General features: G+C 69.6%; 19 protein-coding genes and 1 riboswitch. Of the genes, 8 read left to right on the top strand and 11 right to left on the bottom strand.

Annotation, left to right across the window (positions count from 1 at the left end; genetic code table 11):
• Nucleotides 1–30: 30 nt before the first annotated feature.
• Nucleotides 31–162: riboswitch (cobalamin riboswitch) on the bottom strand.
• Nucleotides 163–207: 45 nt separating this feature from the next.
• From ACIRB1_RS28225 to ACIRB1_RS28205, 5 genes are all read right to left on the bottom strand, one after another.
• The gene (locus tag ACIRB1_RS28225) at nt 208–714 is read right to left on the bottom strand and encodes a GNAT family N-acetyltransferase (RefSeq protein ID WP_403467440.1); all 507 of its coding nucleotides are present in this window, start codon (nt 712–714) and stop codon (nt 208–210) included.
• A 127-nt stretch (nt 715–841) separates the two neighbouring features.
• Nucleotides 842–2,443 (bottom strand): monocarboxylate uptake permease MctP, encoded by a 1,602-nt coding sequence (mctP, locus tag ACIRB1_RS28220; RefSeq protein ID WP_403467439.1) that lies wholly within the window; start codon nt 2,441–2,443, stop codon nt 842–844.
• Complete coding sequence (locus ACIRB1_RS28215) at nt 2,440–2,703, bottom strand: DUF3311 domain-containing protein (protein ID WP_403467438.1); 264 nt, start codon at nt 2,701–2,703, stop codon at nt 2,440–2,442. The genes mctP and ACIRB1_RS28215 overlap by 4 nt, the downstream gene beginning before the upstream one ends.
• 93 nt (nt 2,704–2,796) lie before the next feature.
• The gene (locus tag ACIRB1_RS28210) at nt 2,797–3,180 is read right to left on the bottom strand and encodes a CstA-like transporter-associated (seleno)protein (RefSeq protein ID WP_403467437.1); all 384 of its coding nucleotides are present in this window, start codon (nt 3,178–3,180) and stop codon (nt 2,797–2,799) included.
• Between the two features lie 79 nt (nt 3,181–3,259).
• The gene (locus ACIRB1_RS28205; protein WP_352180680.1) at nt 3,260–4,024 is read right to left on the bottom strand and encodes a GntR family transcriptional regulator; all 765 of its coding nucleotides are present in this window, start codon (nt 4,022–4,024) and stop codon (nt 3,260–3,262) included.
• Between the two features lie 309 nt (nt 4,025–4,333).
• On the opposite strand from ACIRB1_RS28205, the gene ACIRB1_RS28200 reads away from it, so the two are divergent.
• From ACIRB1_RS28200 to ACIRB1_RS28185, 4 genes are all read left to right on the top strand, one after another.
• Nucleotides 4,334–5,620, top strand: coding sequence for an extracellular solute-binding protein (locus ACIRB1_RS28200; protein WP_403467436.1), 1,287 nt, complete (start codon nt 4,334–4,336; stop codon nt 5,618–5,620).
• A 149-nt stretch (nt 5,621–5,769) separates the two neighbouring features.
• Nucleotides 5,770–6,753, top strand: coding sequence for a carbohydrate ABC transporter permease (locus ACIRB1_RS28195; RefSeq protein ID WP_403467435.1), 984 nt, complete (start codon nt 5,770–5,772; stop codon nt 6,751–6,753).
• Entirely contained in the window at nt 6,750–7,613 is an 864-nt protein-coding gene (locus ACIRB1_RS28190; RefSeq protein WP_352180677.1) for a carbohydrate ABC transporter permease, read from the top strand. Before ACIRB1_RS28195 ends, ACIRB1_RS28190 begins: the two co-directional genes overlap by 4 nt.
• An 8-nt stretch (nt 7,614–7,621) precedes the next feature.
• A complete protein-coding gene (locus ACIRB1_RS28185) occupies nt 7,622–9,223 on the top strand; it encodes a glycoside hydrolase family 3 protein (protein WP_403467434.1) in 1,602 nt (533 codons plus the stop codon).
• Nucleotides 9,224–9,331: 108 nt separating this feature from the next.
• Here the strand turns inward: ACIRB1_RS28185 and nagB are convergent, their stop codons facing one another.
• On the bottom strand, nt 9,332–10,117 hold the full coding sequence (nagB, locus tag ACIRB1_RS28180; RefSeq protein ID WP_352180675.1) for a glucosamine-6-phosphate deaminase: 786 nt from the start codon (nt 10,115–10,117) through the stop codon (nt 9,332–9,334).
• 214 nt (nt 10,118–10,331) lie between these two features.
• On the opposite strand from nagB, the gene ACIRB1_RS28175 reads away from it, so the two are divergent.
• Both ACIRB1_RS28175 and ACIRB1_RS28170 read left to right on the top strand, forming a co-directional pair.
• Nucleotides 10,332–11,402, top strand: coding sequence for an SIS domain-containing protein (locus ACIRB1_RS28175; protein ID WP_403467433.1), 1,071 nt, complete (start codon nt 10,332–10,334; stop codon nt 11,400–11,402).
• 355 nt (nt 11,403–11,757) lie between these two features.
• Nucleotides 11,758–13,224 carry a PAS domain-containing sensor histidine kinase gene (locus ACIRB1_RS28170; protein ID WP_352180944.1) on the top strand — a complete coding sequence of 489 codons (1,467 nt, stop codon included), beginning with the start codon at nt 11,758–11,760 and terminating at the stop codon, nt 13,222–13,224.
• Between the two features lie 315 nt (nt 13,225–13,539).
• Here the strand turns inward: ACIRB1_RS28170 and ACIRB1_RS28165 are convergent, their stop codons facing one another.
• Nucleotides 13,540–13,797 (bottom strand): WhiB family transcriptional regulator, encoded by a 258-nt coding sequence (locus tag ACIRB1_RS28165; protein ID WP_006142322.1) that lies wholly within the window; start codon nt 13,795–13,797, stop codon nt 13,540–13,542.
• Nucleotides 13,798–14,116: 319 nt separating this feature from the next.
• Nucleotides 14,117–15,082, bottom strand: coding sequence for a diacylglycerol/lipid kinase family protein (locus tag ACIRB1_RS28160; protein ID WP_403467432.1), 966 nt, complete (start codon nt 15,080–15,082; stop codon nt 14,117–14,119).
• Between the two features lie 116 nt (nt 15,083–15,198).
• On the opposite strand from ACIRB1_RS28160, the gene ACIRB1_RS28155 reads away from it, so the two are divergent.
• Nucleotides 15,199–15,657: a hypothetical protein gene (locus ACIRB1_RS28155; protein ID WP_352180672.1), complete on the top strand. Its 459-nt coding sequence runs from the start codon at nt 15,199–15,201 to the stop codon at nt 15,655–15,657.
• Nucleotides 15,658–15,670: 13 nt separating this feature from the next.
• Here ACIRB1_RS28155 and ACIRB1_RS28150 read toward each other — a convergent pair whose 3' ends face one another.
• The 3 genes from ACIRB1_RS28150 to ACIRB1_RS28140 form a co-directional block, all read right to left on the bottom strand.
• Nucleotides 15,671–16,783, bottom strand: a complete 1,113-nt coding sequence (locus ACIRB1_RS28150) for an RNA polymerase sigma factor SigF (protein WP_352180671.1) — start codon at nt 16,781–16,783, stop codon at nt 15,671–15,673.
• 17 nt (nt 16,784–16,800) lie between these two features.
• Entirely contained in the window at nt 16,801–17,214 is a 414-nt protein-coding gene (locus tag ACIRB1_RS28145) for an anti-sigma regulatory factor (RefSeq protein WP_004925829.1), read from the bottom strand.
• A gap of 267 nt (nt 17,215–17,481) precedes the next feature.
• Nucleotides 17,482–17,742, bottom strand: coding sequence for a UBP-type zinc finger domain-containing protein (locus tag ACIRB1_RS28140; RefSeq protein ID WP_266772430.1), 261 nt, complete (start codon nt 17,740–17,742; stop codon nt 17,482–17,484).
• Nucleotides 17,743–17,804: 62 nt separating this feature from the next.
• Between ACIRB1_RS28140 and ACIRB1_RS28135 the strand changes: the two genes are divergently transcribed.
• Complete coding sequence (locus tag ACIRB1_RS28135) at nt 17,805–19,400, top strand: Na+/H+ antiporter (protein WP_352180670.1); 1,596 nt, start codon at nt 17,805–17,807, stop codon at nt 19,398–19,400.

The following is a 19,400-nucleotide window of genomic DNA, read 5'->3' as shown; positions in this document are numbered from 1 at the left end:
GAGGCCCGGACGTCATGCGTCCGGCCAGGTGGCCGGACGCGCGCCGTCGGCAGGTCCTCGGACTGACCATGTGCGGGTATGCGCACAAGTACACCGTTGCGGGACAGTTCCGGATTCGCACCGGATTCCCCTGCGGCGACAGCGAGCATGAGCATACATCTTGTGTTCGCCCGTCACATCACCACCAGATGTTGTGTCGCGGTGGTTTCAGAGCGTCAGCTCATAGGTGAGCAGAGTGAGATTGTCGAGGTGTGGCACGGGATTCCAGTCGCGGTCGGGGGTGCGGGTGAAGCCCAGGCGTTCGTAGATGCGGTGGGCCGCGTGCATGGAGGGCTGGGTCGACAGGACCACGGCCGTGCAGCCCTCCGTGGCTCGGGCGCGGTCGATGCAGGCGCGGACCAGGGCCTCGCCCGCGCCTCTGCCTCGGGCGGTGCGGGCGATGGCGAGGGCGCGGATCTCTGTCTCGCCGGGGCGGGCTATGTCGGCGACGGGGCCGGGGCCGGGGACGAAGGTGACGCCGCCGAGGAGGTGGTCGCCGTCCACCGCGACGAGGACCTCTGCGGTGGCTGCGCGGGTTGCCACGTCCTTCAGTACGTCCAGGTAGGGGTCGGTGTCGCCGTAGTCGAGGAGGCCGTCCTGTAGGTAGGCCTGCGCCGTGATGTTGCCGAGGTCCTCGTATTCGGTGGGGACTGCTCGGCGGATGAGGATGTCCATGGGGGTGAGTGTGTACGACAGCGGGCCGCCGAGGCGTGCTCTCGGCGGCCCGCTGCGGGTCGTGTGTCGCTGGTCGCGCCCCCGCGGGGAGCCGCACATCGATACGGTCCCGCGCCCCCAGGGTGGCTCAGTGGCCGGAGATCACCGGGAGTTCTTCCTTCACGCCCGGGTCGCCCGCGTCGGCCGTGTAGTCGCCGGGGTTGGTCTCGTCCACGCCCTCCGGCGCCTTGAACGCCTTCAGCGCGAACGTCAGGACCACCGTCACCACGACGTTCATCACGAACGCCGTCAGGCCGATGTAGCCGATCTCGCCGATGCCCGGGATCTCCTTGGACGAGCCGCCGAAGTGGTCCTGGGTCGGGGAGGCCACGCCGTAGGCCGCGAGGGTGCCGTAGACCATGCCGACCGCCCAGCCGGCGAGGAGGGCCCAGCGGTGGAACCAGCGGGTGAAGAGGCCGCCGACCAGGGCCGGGAAGGTCTGGAGGATCCAGATGCCGCCCAGGAGCTGGAAGTTGATCGCCACCGTCTTGTCCATCGTCAGGACGAAGGCCAGGGCGCCCACCTTCACCAGGAGCGAGACGATCTTGGAGACCTTGGTCTCCTGGGCCGGGGTCGCGTCCGGCTTGATGAAGTCCTTGTAGATGTTGCGGGTGAAGAGGTTCGCCGCCGCGATGGACATGATCGCCGCGGGCACCAGCGCCCCGATGCCGATCGCCGCGAACGCCACGCCCGCGAACCAGTCCGGGAACATGTTCTCGAACAGCTGCGGGATCGCCAACTGGCCGTTGGTGACCTTGACTCCGGCCGCGATCGCCATGAAACCGAGCAGCGCGAGCAGGCCCAGCATCAGTGAGTACAGCGGCAGGATCGTGGTGTTGCGGCGGATCACGTTGCGGCTCTTCGAGGAGAGGGTCGCGGTGATCGAGTGCGGGTACATGAACAGGGCCAGTGCCGAGCCCAACGCCAGTGTGGCGTACGTCCATTGGCCCGCCGGCGCGGGGACGAGCCCGCCCGCTCCCGCGGCCTTGAACTTGGCGCCCGCCGCGCTGAAGATGTCGTCGAAGCCGCCGAGCTTGATCGGGATGTAGATGATCGCCACCGCGATCACGAGGTAGATCAGGCCGTCCTTCACGAACGCGATCAGCGCGGGTGCGCGGAGCCCGGACGAGTAGGTGTACGCGGCCAGCACGGCGAACGCGATCAGCAGCGGCAGGTCCTTCACGAACCAGTTGGAGTTCGCGCTGCCGCCGACTCCCATGACGTCCAGCACGGCCTGGATGCCGACGAGTTGGAGCGCGATGTACGGCATCGTCGCGAGGATGCCGGTGATCGCCACCGCCAGCGACAGGCTCTTCGAGCCGAAGCGCCCGCGCACGAAGTCCGAGGTCGTCACGTACCCGTGCTTGTGCGACACCGACCAGAGGCGGGGGAGGAAGGTGAAGATCAGCGGGTAGACGAGGATCGTGTACGGCACCGCGAAGAAGCCGGCCGCGCCCGCCGCGTAGACCGCCGCCGGGACCGCCACGAACGTATACGCCGTGTAGAGGTCGCCGCCGAGCAGGAACCAGGTGACCCAGGTGCCGAACGACCGTCCGCCCAGGCCCCATTCGTCGAGGCTGTGCTCGTTGTCGGCCCGGCGCCAGCGCGCGGCCAGGAAGCCCAGGACCGTGACGGCCAGGAAGAAGAAGATGAAGACGCCGAGGGCGACGCCGTTCACGCCGTCGTTCACCGGTTACCTCCATGGCGGGTCCGCTGGTCGCGCTGCCACAGCTTGTAGGCCGTCATCGTCAGCACGGTCGAGATCAGCACCCAGAGCATCTGGTACCAGTAGAAGAACGGCACGCCGATGAAGGTGGGGTCGATCTTCGTGTAGGAGCCGACCCAGAGCAGCGCCACGAACGGCGCGACGAGACACACGGCGATGACGACACGGGCCGGCGTCACCACCGGCAGCCCCGTTTCGGGCGGAACTTCGGGCACATCTGACATTTCTCGGCTCCGTCCCCACGCTGATCACCTGTGTAATGCGCAGGCAATCTAGGTCACCGCGTCACCGCCGCGAAAGACCCCGTCCGCATATCGTCATGTCGATTCGGTGAAGGCCCGACATCGGTGTCGACAGCAACGGAATCCCTGGCGCGGACCGGCCTCTCGGCGGGCGCTCCGCGGGCGTTCGACGTCGTGGGGGCCGGGGACCTCAGCCTCGGGGCGGCCCCGGCGGACACGCGCGACATACCGGCCGTACACCGACTCGTCCGTCAACTCCCGGACGTAACAGCGCACTCCGCGGATCGTCCGGCCGGCCGCCCGCGTCGGCGCCGACCGCCTCGCGGGCCGCCTCCTCCTCACCCTCGCGGGTCGGGACCGGCCCGGCCGGTGCCGTGATGTTCGACCCGGCGTACGGCGTCCCGACCGGGACGGAGAGTGCGGGGCGGCGGACGGGGCGGACACGGACCCGGAGCGCATCCGCGATCTCGGCCACGACGAGCACCGCGAGAATGGCCGAAAGTACCCCGTCCGCGAACCGGGGTCGCCCCTAAGTCCCCTAGTCCTGCGGGCGCTTCAGTCGCGCCACGAACTTGTAGCGGTCGCCCCGGTACACCGACCGCACCCACTCCACCGGCTTGCCCTCCTGGTCGAGGGAGTGGCGGGAGAGCATCAGCATGGGCAGGCCGACGTCGGTGCTGAGCAGGCCCGCCTCGCGCGGGGTGGCCAGCGAGGTCTCGATGGTCTCCTCGGCCTCGGCGAGATGGACGTCGTAGACCTCGGCCAACGCCGTATAGAGGGACGTGTACTTGACGAGGGACCTGCGCAGGGCGGGGAAGCGCTTCGCGCTGAGGTGGGTCGTCTCGATGGCCATCGGCTCGGCGTTGGCCATGCGGAGGCGCTCGATGCGCAGGACCCGGCCGCCGGCGGTGATGTCGAGCAGGTCGGCGAGGGTGTCGTCGGCGGTGATGTAGCCGATGTCCAGGAGCTGCGAGGTGGGTTCGAGGCCCTGGGCGCGCATGTCCTCGGTGTACGAGGTGAGTTGGAGGGCCTGCGAGACCTTCGGCTTGGCGACGAACGTGCCCTTGCCCTGGATGCGCTCCAGGCGGCCCTCGACGACCAGTTCCTGAAGGGCCTGGCGCACGGTGGTGCGCGAGGTGTCGAACTCCGCGGCCAGGGTGCGCTCGGGCGGGACCGGTGTGCCGGGCGGCAACGTCTCCGTCATGTCCAGCAGGTGCTTCTTCAGGCGGTAGTACTTGGGCACACGCGCGGTGCGGACGGTGGCCCCACCCTCGTTCTCCGCACTGCTGACGTCGGTGCTCATGCTCCGCCTTCCCGGCTCCGGACAAGGGTCACTTGGTGATCCCCTCTGTATACCGTCGCCGTCTCTTTTGGTCTAGTCCACAGCGCCAAGTGGTCTAGCGGAAGAGAGTACTCCGGCGCCCCTGTTTTCGCTGCCTTCTTACTTAAAGGTTCCTGCATATGTAGGTCCCATAACGGCTGGTCAGGGCCGTTTCGGGGACCCTTGACAGGCCCTCTGGTCTGGTCCAAGCTCCCGGTACTGGTCTACACCATTGGTTCAGGTCCCGGCCCATGGGCGGGAGGTGTGGCAGGCATCCCTGAGGAGGGTGGCGTGAAGCGCAAGCTCATAGCCGCGATCGGTATCGCGGGCATGATGGTCTCCATCGCGGCGTGCGGGGGCAACGACGACAAGGGCTCTTCGAACAGCGGCGCCGACGCCAAGGAGCTGACCGTCTGGCTCACCGTCGACGCGCAGAACAACTGGCCCCAGCTGGTCAAGGCCGCGGACGCGGCCGTGCAGAAGGCGCACCCCGGCGTCAAGATCAAGCACGAGTACTACGGCTGGCCGGACAAGAACACCAAACTCGACGCGGTCCTCGCCACCGACAAGGCGCCCGACGTGGTCGAGATGGGCAACACCGAGATGCTCGGCTACATGGTCAAGGGCGCCTTCGCACCCGTCGACACCGCCAAGTTCACCAACTCCTCCGCCTGGCTCGACGGCCTCAAGGCCTCCGTCACCTACGACGGCAAGACCTACGGCGTCCCCTACTACGCCGGTGGCCGCGTCGCCAACTGGCGCAAGGACATCGCCGCTTCGGTCGGCGTCAAGACCCCGCCGACGACGTACACCGAGCTGACCTCCGACCTGGACAAGATCCAGAAGAAGGAGGGCGGCAAGTTCAGCGCCTGGTACCAGCCCACCCGTGACTGGTACGCGGCCATGTCCTTCGTCTACGACGCCGGCGGCGCCATCGCCACCCAGTCCGGTGGCCAGTGGAAGGCCAGCCTCTCCTCGCCCGAGTCCGTCAAGGGACTCACCGAGTGGAAGTCGGTCATCGACAAGTACATGCACGGCGACAAGACCAAGGACGAGTCCGACCGTTACATCGTCTACGGCCAGGGCAAGGCGTCCATGATCTTCGCCGCCGCGTGGGAGGGCGCGACCGCCGCCGACCCGAAGAACGACAAGACCGGCGGCAAGCTGAAGACCGATCTCCTCAACTTCGTGATGCCCGGCCCGTCGGGCAAGAACATGCCCGTGTTCCTGGGCGGTTCGGACCTGGCCATCCCGGTCAAGTCCAAGGCACAGGCGCTCGCCGCCGAGTGGATCAACGCCTTCACCGGCCCGTCCGGCCAGAAGGGCCTGATGGCCAAGGGCAACCTGCCGAACAACAAGACCGACCTCGCGACCCTGAAGAACGACCCCGCGACGGCAGTCCCGGCCACCGCGGCCGAGTCCAACTGGTTCGTCCCGATGGCGCCGGGCTGGGGACAGGTCGAGAAGGCCCAGGTCCTCCAGACGATGCTCCAGAACATCGGCACCGGCAAGCAGTCGGTGGCGGACGCCGCGAAGGCCGCGGACACCGCGATCGACAAGGTCATCAACACCAAGTGACCCATGGCAGGACCCGGCACGGGGCCCTGTCGGACACCGAGACGTCCGGTCGGACATCTCGGTGTCCTCGGGGCGGGGCCCCGTCTCGTGCACGAAAATCCGCTGTGCAGCACGGCCGTACGACCTGAGGGATCGCTGAGGAGCCCGCGATGAGTGCCGACACGACCACCCCCGCCAAGGTGCCGCCGCCGCGGCACGCGCCGCCACCGGGCGTCCCCAGCGCTTCCCGCAGACAGCGGACGTCGAGAGGGGCCGGGGTCCCCTGGCTGCTGCTCGCCCCCTGCCTGCTGATCCTCGCCCTGGTCATGGGCTATCCGCTGGTCCGCCTGGTCACCCTGTCCTTCCAGTCCTTCGGCCAGTCCCAGCTGTGGGGCTTCAAGTCCGCCGAGTGGATCGGCTTCGACAACTTCACCGGGATTCTCGGCGACTCCGAGTTCTGGGGCGTCGTCGTCCGCACGATCGTCTTCGCGGCCGGCTCGGTCATCTTCACGATGGTCATCGGCATGGCCCTCGCGCTGCTCCAGCAGAAGGTCTCCGGCTGGGTGAAGACCCTCATCAACATCGTCCTGGTGGCCAGTTGGGGCATGCCGGTCATCGTCGCGACCACCGTCTTCAAGTGGCTCTTCGACTCGGACTACGGCGTCTTCAACGCCCTGCTCAGCAAGTTGCCCGGCGTCGACATGGTCGGCCACAACTGGTTCGCCAGCGGCCCCCAGGGACTCCTCGTCATCATGCTGCTGGTGGTCTGGGGCGCGGTGCCCTTCGTGGTCATCACCCTCAGCGCCGGACTCACCCAGGTCCCCCAGGAGCTGGAGGAGGCCGCCCGCCTCGACGGCGCCGGCGCCTGGGGCGTCTTCCGCTACGTCACGCTGCCCATCCTGAAGCCGATCATCGTGATGCTCACGACCCTGTCGGTGATCTGGGACATGGGCGTCTTCCCCCAGGTGTTCGTGATGCGCGGCGGTCACCCCGAGGCCGACTTCCAACTGCTCAGCACCTATTCGTACGACCGTGCCTTCGTCGTCAACGACTACGGACAGGGTTCTGCGATAGCCCTGGTGACAGTGGTGCTGCTGCTCGGTGTCGTCGCCGTCTACATGCGTCAGATGCTTCAGATCGGAGAGGTCGAATGAGCGCGCTCACGACCGACGCGCCCCGCAAGCCGACCGGCGGGCGCAAGAAGTCGAAGCTGGGCTGGAACCTCGTCGGCCTGCTCGTCTTCGTCGTCGTCGGCTTCCCCCTCTACTGGATGCTCGACACGGCGTTCAAGCCGGCCAAGGACGCCATCGACCCGAACCCGAGCCTGCTGCCCACCGGCGTCACGCTCGACAACTTCCGCCGGGCGCTGGACATCGCCGACTTCTGGGGCCCGGTCGGCCGCAGCCTCATCGTGTCCCTCTCGGTCGTGGTGATCGGCGTCGTCGTCGGCCTGCTGGCCGCGCTCGCCATCTCCCGCTTCGCCTTCCGCGGCCGCAAGATCGTGATCGTCGGCATCCTCGCGGTCCAGATGGTCCCGCTGGTCTCGATGATCATCCCGGTCTTCCTGCTGCTGAACGACCTCGACCAGTACGACAAGCTCTCGGGCCTGATCATCACGTACCTGACCTTCATCCTCCCGTTCACGGTGTGGACCCTGCGCGGCTTCATCGTCAACATCCCGAAGGAGCTGGAGGAGGCGGCCATGGTCGACGGCTGCACCCGCACCGGCGCCTTCATCCGGGTCGTCTTCCCGCTGCTCGCCCCGGGCATGGTCGCCACCTCGGTCTACGGCTTCATCCAGGCCTGGAACGAGTACCTGTACGCCCTGATGCTGCTCAGCCAGGAACACCAGACGGCGACCGTCTGGCTCGGCAACTTCACCACCAAGCACGGCACCGAGTACGCCCCGATGATGGCCGGCGCCACGATGATGGCCGTGCCGATCGTCGTCCTGTTCCTCATCGTCCAGCGCAAGATGGCCGCGGGGCTGACCGCGGGCGCTGTGAAGGGATAACGCCACCGATGACGACTCTCGCCAGCGGTACCACTGCGTCTGATTCCCACAAGGACGGCCTGACGCGCGACGCCCTCACCGTCCTCCAGCCCGGTTTCCCCGGCACCACGGCCCCCGACTGGCTGCTCCGGCGCCTCGGCGAAGGCCTCGCCTCGGTGGGCCTGTTCGGCCGCAACATCGCGTCACCCGAGCAACTCTCCGCGCTGACCGCCCAGTTGCGGTCCGAACGGGACGACGTCCTGGTCGCGATCGACGAGGAGGGCGGCGACGTCACCCGCCTGGAGGCCCGCACCGGCTCCTCCTTCCCCGGCAACCACGCCCTGGGCGCGGTGGACGACGTCGACCTGACCCAGGCGGTCGCCCACGAGCTGGGCCGCCGCCTCGCCGAGTGCGGGGTGAACCTCAACTGGGCCCCCTCCGCCGACGTCAACTCCAATCCCTCCAACCCGGTCATCGGCGTCCGCTCCTTCGGCGCCGACCCCGAGCTGGTCGCCCGGCACACGGCGGCCTACGTCACCGGCCTCCAGGCCGCGGGCGTGGCCGCCTGCACGAAGCACTTCCCGGGCCACGGCGACACGGCGGTCGACTCCCACCACGCGCTGCCGCGCATCGACGCCGACCTCTCGGTCCTGGAACAGCGGGAGTTGCTCCCGTTCCGCGCCGCCATCGCCGCCGGCAGCCGCGCGGTGATGAGCGCCCACATCCTGGTCCCCACCCTGGACCCCGACCGCCCGGCCACCCTCTCCCTCCGCATCCTCACCGACCTCCTCCGCGGCCGCCTCGGCTACGACGGCCTCATCGTCACCGACGGCATGGAGATGCAGGCCATCGCGGCGACGTACGGCATCGAACGCGGCAGCGTCCTCGCGATCGCCGCCGGCGCGGACGCGATCTGCGTCGGCGGAGGCCTCGCGGACGACGAGACGGTACGACGGTTGCGGGACGCGCTGGTGGGAGCGGTGCGGTCGGGGGAGCTGCCGGAGGAGAGGCTCGCCGAAGCGGCGGAACGGGTACGGGGGCTGGCCCGGTGGGCGGCCTCGGCGTCGGCGTCCGAGGCCGAGGCCGGGACGACGTCAGGGGCGGAGGCGGACTCCGGGTCGGCATCCGCGCCGACCCGGACGCCCGCGGCGCACCCGGCCCCCACCGCGACCGCCGCCGTGACGCGCGTCAACGTCGGTCTCGTCGCCGCCCGCCGTGCCCTCACGGTCACCGGCGCCGAGGACTTCACACCGCTCACCGCACCGCCCTACGTCGCCCACCTCACCCCGGTCGCCAACATCGCCGTGGGGAACGAGACCCCCTGGGGTGTCGCCGCGGAGCTGGAACGGCGGCTGCCGGGTACGGAGACGGCCGGGTTCGCCGGTGCGGACGCGGGGCGGGAGATCCTGGCCGCGGCCGGGGCGCGACGCGTCGTCGTCGTGGTCCGGGACGAACACCGGCACCCCTGGATGGCGTCGGCCCTCGACACCCTGCTCGCCGCCCGCCCCGACACCGTCGTGGTCGAGATGGGCGTACCGCAGGCCCCGGCCCGAGGCGCCCTCCACATCGCGACGCACGGCGCGGCCCGTGTCTGTGGCCACGCGGCGGCGGAGGTCATCGCGGGCAGGTGACCGTGCGCCGGGGGAGCGACCCCGACCAGGGGAGACACCTCCGAACGCGCCGGTGCCGGGCCCTCCACGAGGGGGCCCGGCACCGGTGCTCACGTATGCGAAGGTGTGTCAGATCCCTTGCCAGTCCGGCTTGTTGGCGAACGTGTGCCGGAAGTAGTCGGCGAGCTTCAGCTTGGACGCGGCACCCTCGTCGACCACGACCGTCGCATGCCGGTGCAGTTGCAGCGCCGAGGCCGGGCACACCGCGGCGACCGGACCCTCCACGGTCGCGGCGACCGCGTCCGCCTTGCCCTCGCCGGTCGCGAGCAGCACCAGGTGCCGGGCCTCCAGGATCGTGCCGATGCCCTGCGTGATGACGTGGTGCGGCACCTGCTCGATGTCGCCGTCGAAGAACCGCGCGTTGTCCACCCGCGTCTGCTCGGTCAGCGTCTTGATCCGGGTCCGCGAGGCGAGCGAGGAGCACGGCTCGTTGAACCCGATGTGCCCGTCGGTGCCGATCCCCAGCACCTGGAGGTCGACCCCGCCGGCCTCGCCCAGCGCCCGGTCGTACGCCTCGCACGCCGCGAGCACGTCCTCGGCGGTGCCGTCCGGCCCGAAGAAGGCGTCCATCCCGATCCCGAGCGGCTCCAGCACCTCGCGCCGCAGGACCGAGCGGTACGACTCCGGGTGCTCGGCGGGCAGTCCCACGTACTCGTCGAGCTGCGCGATCCGGGCCCGCGAGGTGTCCACGTCCCCGGCGCGCACCTTCGCGGCCAGTGCCTCGTAGATGGGCAGCGGCGTCGACCCGGTGGCCACGCCGAGAAGGGCGTCCGGCGTGCGCCGGAGGAGCTGTGCCATGGCCTCGGCGATCAGCTCGCCGCCCGCCTTGGCGTCCGGAACGATGACAACTTCCACGCTGGCCTGCCGTTCTGCAGAGGGGACTTCGAGGAGCCCGGAGGTGCTGTGTGGTTTAGACCAATCCGCGCACCAATCTAACAGAGGAGGGCCTTGCCTCCCATAGTTCGCCGCCCGTCCGAAAACCGGTAACCCCCCACCACAGGCGCACCTCCGGCGCAGGGGGTGAAATGGACACCGCAGCACCGCCCCGACCGACCTCCGGAGGACCCGCATGACCGCCACGACCCCGGCCCCCGACAGCGACCTCCCCGGCCGGATCATGGCCCGCGAGATGGCCGAACAGCCCGCCGTCCTGCGCCGCATCCTGGACGAGGGCGCCCCGCGCATCCGCCAGGTCGCCCAGGAAGTCGCCGCCCGCAAGCCGCGCTTCGTGCTGCTCACCGCCCGCGGCACCTCCGACAACGCGGCCCTCTACGCCAAGTACCTCCTGGAGATCCGCCTCGGCCTGCCCTGCGGCCTCACCTCGATGTCCACCACTACGGCCTACGGCGCTCACCCCGACCTGACCGACGTCCTCGTCGTCACCGTCAGCCAGTCAGGCGGCTCACCCGACCTGGTCGCCTCGACCCGGGCCGCCCGCGAGGCCGGCGCGATCACGGTCGCGGTGACCAACAACCCGGACTCGCCGCTGGCCGCCGTGTCGGAGTACCACGTCGACATCATGGCGGGCCCGGAGAAGGCGCTCCCGGCGACCAAGACGTACACGGCGTCCCTGCTCGCGCTCTACCTCTTCGTCGAGGGCCTGCGCGGCGGTGACGGCGCCGCCGCCAAGGCACTGCCCGACCTCGCCGAGCAGCTCCTCGCCCGCCAGGACGAGGTCCGCACCCTCGCCTCCCGCTACCGCTTCGCCGAACGCATGGTCATCACCTCGCGCGGCTACGGCTACCCCACCGCCAAGGAAGCCGCCCTCAAGCTGATGGAGACCAGCTATATCCCGGCGCTCGCCTACTCCGGCGCCGACCTCCTGCACGGCCCCCTCGCCATGGTCGACAACGTCTCCCCGGTCATCGCGGTGGTGACCGACGGCAAGGGCGGCGCCGCCCTCCAGCCCGTCCTGGACCGGCTGCGCGGCCGGGGCGCCGACCTGGTCGTCATCGGCCCGGCAGGCCAGGTCGAGCAGGCCTCGGCCGGCTTCGTGCTGCCCGTCGAGGGCGTCCCCGAGGAACTCCAGCCGATCCTGGAGATCCTCCCGCTCCAGCTCCTCGCCTACGAGGTCACCATCGCCCGCGGCCAGGACCCGGACGCGCCCCGCGCCCTGGCCAAGGTGACGGAGACCCGCTGACTCCGTGGGCCGGCCACCGAAATTGTCACGACCAACCAGTCCCGCACAGGACCCGACACCGTTAGGCTTCCAACATCCTTCAAAGCATGGACACGGTTAGTGGTCTAGTCCACAATGTGTTAAAGGCGTAAGCCTCCGTCCTCCCCGCACAGGAGGACGGACCGAGGAACCGAGGCTCTCTGCCCTGACTGCCCCGGCTCCTCATCCATCGGCCGTCCGGGACCGCACACCCCGTGGCCGTTGCTGCTCCGGGCTGCGGTGCCGGGAGGGTTGAGGGTCCCTCCCAGGCGCCGCGGCCCGCGGGTGTTTTTAGGACAGGTACAGACCGGCGGGTACGCTCGCAGACGTGCCCTCCATGAACGAACTCGTACGCCAGCACACCGCACTCGACGACTCCGATCTCGAGTGGCTCCACCTGCTGGTCTCGGAGTGGCAGTTGCTCTCCGACCTCTCCTTCGCCGACCTGGTCCTGTGGGTCCCCACCCGCGACGGCACCCGCTATGTCTCCGTCGCCCAGATGCGGCCGAACACCGGCCCCACCTCGTACCAGGACGACATGGTCGGCCACCTCGTCCCGCGCGGGCGACGCCCCATGCTGGACGCGGCCCTGGACGAGGGCCGCATCGTCCGCGAGGGCGACCCGGAGTGGCGCGAAGAGGTCCCCGTCCGGGTCGAGTCGATTCCGGTACGACGGGACGGGCGCGTCCTGGGGGTCATCGCCCGCAACACCAACCTGCTGACCGTGCGCACCCCGAGCCGCCTCGAACTCACCTATCTCCAGAGCGCCTCGGACCTCGCGCAGATGATCGCGGCCGGTTCCTTCCCGTTCCCGAACCAGCAGGTCGACATGGACGCCTCGCCGCGCGTCGGCGACGGACTGATCCGCCTCGACGGCGACGGCATCGTGCAGTACGCCTCGCCCAACGCGCTCTCCGCGTACCACCGCATGGGCCTCGCCACCGACCTCGTCGGCCAGCCGCTGGGCGTGACCACCGCCGAACTCGCCCCGACCAGGGGGCCGGTGGACGAGGCACTCGCCAAGCTGGCCAGCGGCTGGGCACCGCGCGAGTTCGAGATCGAGGCCCGGGACGGGGTGATCCAGTTCCGGGCGATCCCCCTCAAGCCCAAGGGCACCCGCATCGGTTCCCTGGTGCTGCTCCGGGACGTCACCGAACTGCGGCGACGCGAGCGGGAGTTGATCACCAAGGACGCGACCATCCGGGAGATCCATCACCGGGTGAAGAACAACCTCCAGACGGTCGCCGCCCTGTTGCGGCTCCAGGCCCGCCGGATCGAGTCCGAGCGCGGCCGGGAGGCGCTGGAGGAGGCCGTACGCCGGGTCGGCTCGATCGCGATCGTGCACGAGACGCTGTCCCAGAACCTGGACGAGCGCGTGGAGTTCGACGAGATCGCCGACCGGGTGCTCGCGATGGTCGCCGAGATCTCCCCGGGCAAGGTCACGGGCCGGCGCAGCGGCCGCTTCGGGATACTGGACGCCGAGGTCGCGACCCCGCTCTCCATGGTCCTCACCGAGATCCTCCAGAACGCCCTCGAACACGGCTTCCGCGAGGGCGAGACGGGCACGGTCGAGGTCTCCGCGGTCCGCGGCGGCACCGCGAAGGAGGCCCGCCTCCTGGTCACCGTGCAGGACGACGGCGTGGGCCTCCCCGAGGGATTCGACCCGCACCGCTCGGGCAACCTCGGCCTCCAGATCGTACGGACGCTGGTGGAGGGCGAGTTGGGCGGCACCTTCGACATGGTGGCGGCGCCGGAGCGGGGGACCCGGGTGATCCTGGACGTGCCGGTGCAGGCCCACAAGTGACGTACGTGCACACGACCCTCACACGCACGTGCGTCAACGGCCGTACGCGAACGTGCACTTGAACGGCGCTACGCGCGCGGACCCGGATGGCCGTACCGCGGACCCGGACGGCCGTACACGGGCGGATCTGAACAGCAAAGAGCCCCGGACCAGTTGATGGTCCGGGGCCAGTCGCTCGTTGCGATGGGGCCCCCGGCTTCGAGCGAAGTCGAGAAGTGGGGGGGGCATCGGGGGTACTGCGCGCTGCGGCTCGGGGGCGGGAGATGCGTACTCGCTGTACGCGCCGCCAAGCTCAGGCTGTTAGCAGGGTGGGCGTCAGGCGGAGGCCTGACGGGCACGGTTGCGAGCGGCGCGGCGCTTCATGGCGCGGCGCTCGTCCTCGCTGAGACCACCCCAGACGCCGGAGTCCTGGCCGGACTCGAGCGCCCACTGCAGACACTGGTCCATAACAGGACAGCGACGGCAGACGGCCTTGGCTTCCTCGATCTGCAGCAGCGCAGGACCGGTGTTGCCGATGGGGAAGAAGAGCTCGGGGTCTTCCTCGCGGCAAACGGCGTTGTGACGCCAGTCCATGGCTGCTACCTCTCCTTGGTATTACGTGCGGGTTGCTTGTGAATGTGAACGCTTTCACGAATCCCTCAACAAGTGAAGGGCCGAACGCCAGACTCACTGGCGGGGTCCTGTGGATTGAAGAGGGGTTCCGGTGATCCGTGGAGGCCGGTGTTGCGGGCCGTCTCGATCGCCACGTAGAGACTCGCAAACCTCAGCGGCGGATACAACCCCTTCTGGAAAGTTTTTTTTGATTCCTCGGTGTCGACTAGGTCACAGCCGTACTTCCATGGGGTGGATCCTGGTCTAAACGTTCGAGTGAAAGGACTTCAGCCCTTTCTGCTCACACAATCACACGCAGTGCACGGCGTACGCCTGTGAACGTCACGCTGGTACGCAGTCCGAGGTGGTCGCCGTCCATCTGGAGAGGCAGGGGGACCTTCGATTGCAAGGTGAAGTCACTCAGGTCGTGCAGGGCCGCAGCGTGCTTGCCGTGGGGTCCACGCTCGGGGGACGAAGTGAGCAACTGGGTGCCATACCGGGCAACCGCGGCGCTGGACAGCCGCCTGAGCCCGAGTACGTCGAGGCCTTTATCGAACGACGCCTTAGGTGACGTGTACATCGGGCGATTGCCGAGATACGTCCAGGGCGAGGTGTTCGAGACTATGGCCACCACCAGATCGGTCACCGGATCCTCACCGGGCTGCTCCAACGTGATCGTCCCGTGCCGGCGGTGCTGCTCGCCGAGGAACTGCCGGACCACCTGGCGCACATAGAGAGCGTGGGTGGATTTCTTGCCCTGCTCCCGCTGCTGTTCGACCCGTCCGACCACCCCGGCGTCGAACCCGAGCCCGGCGTTGAAGGTGAACCAGCGCGAGGGCACCGCCTCGTCCTCGGTGCCGGGCGTCCCGGCGGTCAGCCCGAGGCCGACCGTGCGCTCGCGGCCCTCGCGCAGGGCGTCCAGGATGGCGCCGGTCGCCTCCACGGCGTCGTTGGGCAGGCCCAGGGCACGGGCGAAGACATTGGTGGAGCCGCCGGGGACCACGGCGAGACCGGGCAGGTCCGGGTTCGGGCCGGTGTGCAGCAGGCCGTTGACCACCTCGTTGACCGTGCCGTCGCCGCCGAGGGCCACCACCAGGTCGACGTTGCCGCTCTCCGCGGCCTGCCGGCCGAGGTCGCGCGCGTGCCCTCTGTACTCGGTGGTGACCGCTTCCAGCTTCATCTCGCTCGCGAGCGCGTGGAGCAGAACGTCGCGCGTACGTGCGCTTGTGGTGGTTGCCGCCGGATTGACCACGAGAAGTGCACGCATGAGTTGCAGCGTACCTACTGGGGGGTACTCGTCCCATACCGAGGTAGGTGTTCGGTAAGAGGAGACGGCGTGAGCCTGAACACCTGGGGCCGCACCCCGAGGGCTACCCTTCTGGGGTGAGTGCTGAGCAGACCCCCGCCCCGGAGACCGACGGCCCCGGCGGACCCCGCCCGCGCCGGCTGACCTACGCGGCGGTCCTCGTCGCCGTCGAGGGGCTCGCGCTGGCCGTCGCCGGAGTGTGGATGCTCGTCCTCGGGCTCACCGGCGAACCGGACGACCGCCAGCAGGCCGTGACCGGTGGCGTGACCCTGGTGGTGCTCGCGCTGCTGCCGCTGCTGGCCGCCCGCGGACTGCTCCTGCTGCGCGGCTGGAGCCGGGGCCCGGCCGTCATCACCCAGGTCATGGCGCTGCCCGTGGCCTACAACCTGCTCCGGGCCGACAGCGTCGCCATCCCGGCCGGGATCGTGCTCGCGGTGCTCGCGATCGGCGCGCTGGTGCTGCTGGTGAATCCGGCTACGACACAGGCCCTCGGAATCCGAGGGCCTGGTCGGGGAACCGAAGAGCCGAAGAGCTAGTCCCGGTCGGGGGCTACTCCTCGACGAGGAGCTTCTCCCGCAGCTGGGCCAGCGTCCGGGCGAGCAGCCGGGACACGTGCATCTGCGAGATGCCGACCTCCTGCGCGATCTGCGACTGCGTCATGTTGCCGAAGAACCGGAGCAGCAGGATGCGCTTCTCCCGGGGCGGCAGATCCTCCAGCAGCGGCTTGAGCGACTCGCGGTACTCGACGCCCTCCAGGGCCTCGTCGTACGCGCCGAGCGTGTCCGCGACCGCCGGGGACTCGTCGTCCGTGTCCGGGACGTCCAGGGACAGCGTGGAGTAGGCGTTGGCCGACTCCAGGCCCTCCAGGACCTCCTCCTCGGAGATGCCCAGCTTCTCGGCCAGTTCATGGACCGTGGGGGAGCGGCCGTGCCGCTGGGAGAGCTCCGCCGTCGCCGTGGTCAGCGACAGCCGCAGCTCCTGGAGCCGGCGCGGGACGCGCACCGCCCAGCCCTTGTCACGGAAGTGCCGCTTGATCTCGCCGACGACCGTCGGGGTCGCGTACGTCGAGAACTCGACGCCGCGCTCCGGGTCGAAGCGGTCGACCGACTTGATCAGGCCGATGGTGGCGACCTGGGTCAGGTCGTCCAGCGGCTCACCGCGGTTGCGGAAGCGGCGCGCGAGGTGCTCGACGAGCGGCAGGTGCATGCGGACCAGCCGGTTGCGCAGCTCCGCGTACTCGACGCTGCCGTCCTTGAGGGTGCGCAGCTCGATGAAGAGTGCGCGCGCTCCGCTGCGGTCCTGGGGGTCGTGCCGTGTGACCTGCACGCTCTGCGTGCCCGCCACGTCGTCCCGCTCGTGCTCGCTCATCGCCTGGTCCGTCGCCCCTTCCCGAGCTTTCGCCTCCTCCCCCGCGCTCGACTCAGTCGGAGCGGGGGGACCCCCGGCAACGGGGGAGACCCCACCAATACGCACAGCACCGTCCTGCTCGCGTTGACCGTCGTCCATCACACCGGCCTCCGAGGGTTCGTCCTCCGGGTGCGGCCGGGCCTGCTCGGGGATTCCGCCGCGCGGCACCAGGGCGCTGCCGTCCGCCGTGCGGCGGGATCCGCCTGAGCCGCCCTCGGCAGGCAGCTCCCGTGTGCCGCGCTCTTCGTCCCGCACCGGCCCGTCCCCGTTCCTCACGCCGGCCCGGGTCCCGCGCCGCGCTGTTTGTAGAGGCTGATCGAAACGGTCTTGTCCTCGTCGACTGCCGATGAGACCTTGCCCGCGAGGGCCGAGAGCACGGTCCAGGCGAAGGTGTCGCGCGAGGGCGCGTGACCGTCCGTCGTCGGGGCGGAGACGGTGACTTCCAGCGAGTCGTCCACGAGGCGGAAGACACAGCTGAGCACCGAGCCCGGCACGGCCTGCTGGAGCAGGATCGCGCAGGCCTCGTCCACCGCGATGCGAAGGTCCTCGATCTCGTCGAGGGTGAAGTCCAAACGGGCCGCGAGGCCGGCTGTCGCCGTACGCAGCACCGACAGGTAGGCACCCGCAGCCGGGAGCCGGACTTCCACGAAGTCCTGGGTCGCGGGCTCGCCTGCGATCTGGGACACCCTCACCTCCAAGGTGGTACAAGCTCTTTCGGGGGCCCAGGGGTCGCCCCCCGGGGGTAACGCGATACTTGGTTCAGCGGTGACGCTACCGCGCTCCGAACTTTTCTGTCCCCGGGACCCCAACCCCATGCTGTCACTCATAGTAAACCTACGGATACGCTCCGTGGCTAGGGGTCCTGCGGGCCCAATTGGGAAGAGCGCGCGCCGGGTTGACGTACCCAGACGTCAGACGGTCGAACCGTCGAAACCGGCGGTCGGATTACGGGGTCACAGGAGTACGTGGTCGACGAAGCACCAGCGCCAGCTCTCCCCGGGCTCGAACGTCCGCATCACCGGATGTCCGGAGTCCTTGTGATGTGCTGTGGCGTGCCGGGCGGGCGAGGAGTCGCAGCAGGCGACATGGCCGCAGAAGAGGCACAGTCTCAGCTGCACCGGGTGGGTGCCGGCCGCCAGACACTCCAGACAGGTCTCGCTCTGGGGCCCCGGTTCAGGGAGCGGCAGCGCGTCGGCGTGCGTGCACTGTTTCATGATTGCCAGATTACGACGGGTGTGCGGTTGGCCGCGCGGAAAAACGAGGGTGGGCGAGGTCGATGGACGTGATGCCACTGCTGATGCTGGTGGCGGGGAGTGCCGTGGTGGCCGCCGCGGCCAGACGCACCCCGGTGCCGGCTCCGCTGCTGCTGGTCGCGGCCGGGCTGGTCGTCTCGTACGTCCCGGGGGTGCCCGACTACACCCTCGACCCCGAGGTCGTGCTGCCGCTGCTGCTGCCCCCGCTGCTGTACACCTCGGCCACCGACAGCTCGTACCTCGACCTGCGGGCCCAGGTACGGCCCGTGGCGCTGCTGTCGGTCGGCTACGTGCTCTTCGCCACGTTCGTCGTCGGCTGGGCCGCGTACGTGATCGTGCCGGGGCTGCCGCTGACCGCGGCCCTGGTGCTGGGCGCTGTGGTGGCGCCGCCGGACGCGGTCGCGGCGACGGCCGTGGCCCGCCGGGTCGGCCTGCCGTCCCGGATCACGACGATCCTCCAGGGCGAGTCCCTGCTGAACGACGCGACCGCGATCACCGCCTACAAGGTGGCTCTCGCGGCCGCGATCGGCGAGGGCGCCACCTGGGCGGGCGGGATCGGGGAGTTCCTGCTCGCGGCCGTCGGCGGGGTCGGGATCGGGCTCCTCCTGATGGTGCCGATCCACTGGCTGCGCACGCACCTCAAGGAGGCGCTGCTCCAGAACACGCTCTCCCTGCTGATCCCGTTCGTCGCCTACGCGGTCGCCGAGCAGGTGCACGCGTCCGGGGTGCTCGCCGTGGTCGTGGTGGCGCTCTATCTGGGTCACCGCGCGTGGGAGGTCGATTTCGCGACCCGTCTCCAGGAGGAGGCCGTGTGGAAGATGGTCGCCTTCGTCCTGGAGTCGGCGGTGTTCGCCCTGATCGGGCTGCAACTGCCGGTGGTTCTCAAGGGCCTTGGGGAGTACCGGGGCCTGGACGCCGCCTGGTACGCGATCGCCGTCTTCCTGGTCGTCGTCGCGACCCGGTTCGTGTGGGTGTATCCGGCGACCTTCCTGCCCCGGATGTTCTCGGCGCGGATCAGGGACCGCGAGGAGAACCCCACCTGGAAGGGGGCGTTGACCACCGGGTGGGCCGGCATGAGAGGCGTGGTCTCGCTCGCGATCGCCTTCTCGATCCCGCTCACGGTGCACGGCGGCGGCCCGTTCCCGCAGCGCAACCTCATCCTGTTCCTGACCTTCACGACGGTGATCGGCACGCTGGTCGTGCAGGGTCTGAGCCTGCCCCCGATCATCCGCCTGCTGAAATTCCCCGGCCGCGACCAGCAGGCCGAGACGCTCGCCGAGGCCAACGCCCAGGCGCAGGCGTCCCGGGTCGCCGAAAAGCGCCTGGAGGCCCTTCTGGAGGACGAACGCAACGCCCTGCCGCCTCCCCTCGCCGACCGCCTCCGCGAGGTCCTGGAGCGCCGCCGCAACGCCGTCTGGGAACGCCTGGGCGCCACCAACCCCGTCACCGGCGAGACCGTCGACGACACCTACCGCCGCCTCTCCCGCGAGATGATCAGCGCCGAACGCTCGATGTTCGTCCGCCTCCGGGACGGCCGTTACATCGACGACGAGATGCTCCGCACGCTGCTGCGCAGACTGGACCTGGAGGAGGCGGCGGCCTACCGGGAGGCGGCCTAG

The organism is Streptomyces sp. NPDC096013, assembly GCF_044763565.1.
Lineage (GTDB): Bacteria > Actinomycetota > Actinomycetes > Streptomycetales > Streptomycetaceae > Streptomyces.
This window is presented reverse-complemented; position numbering and strand designations above follow the sequence as displayed.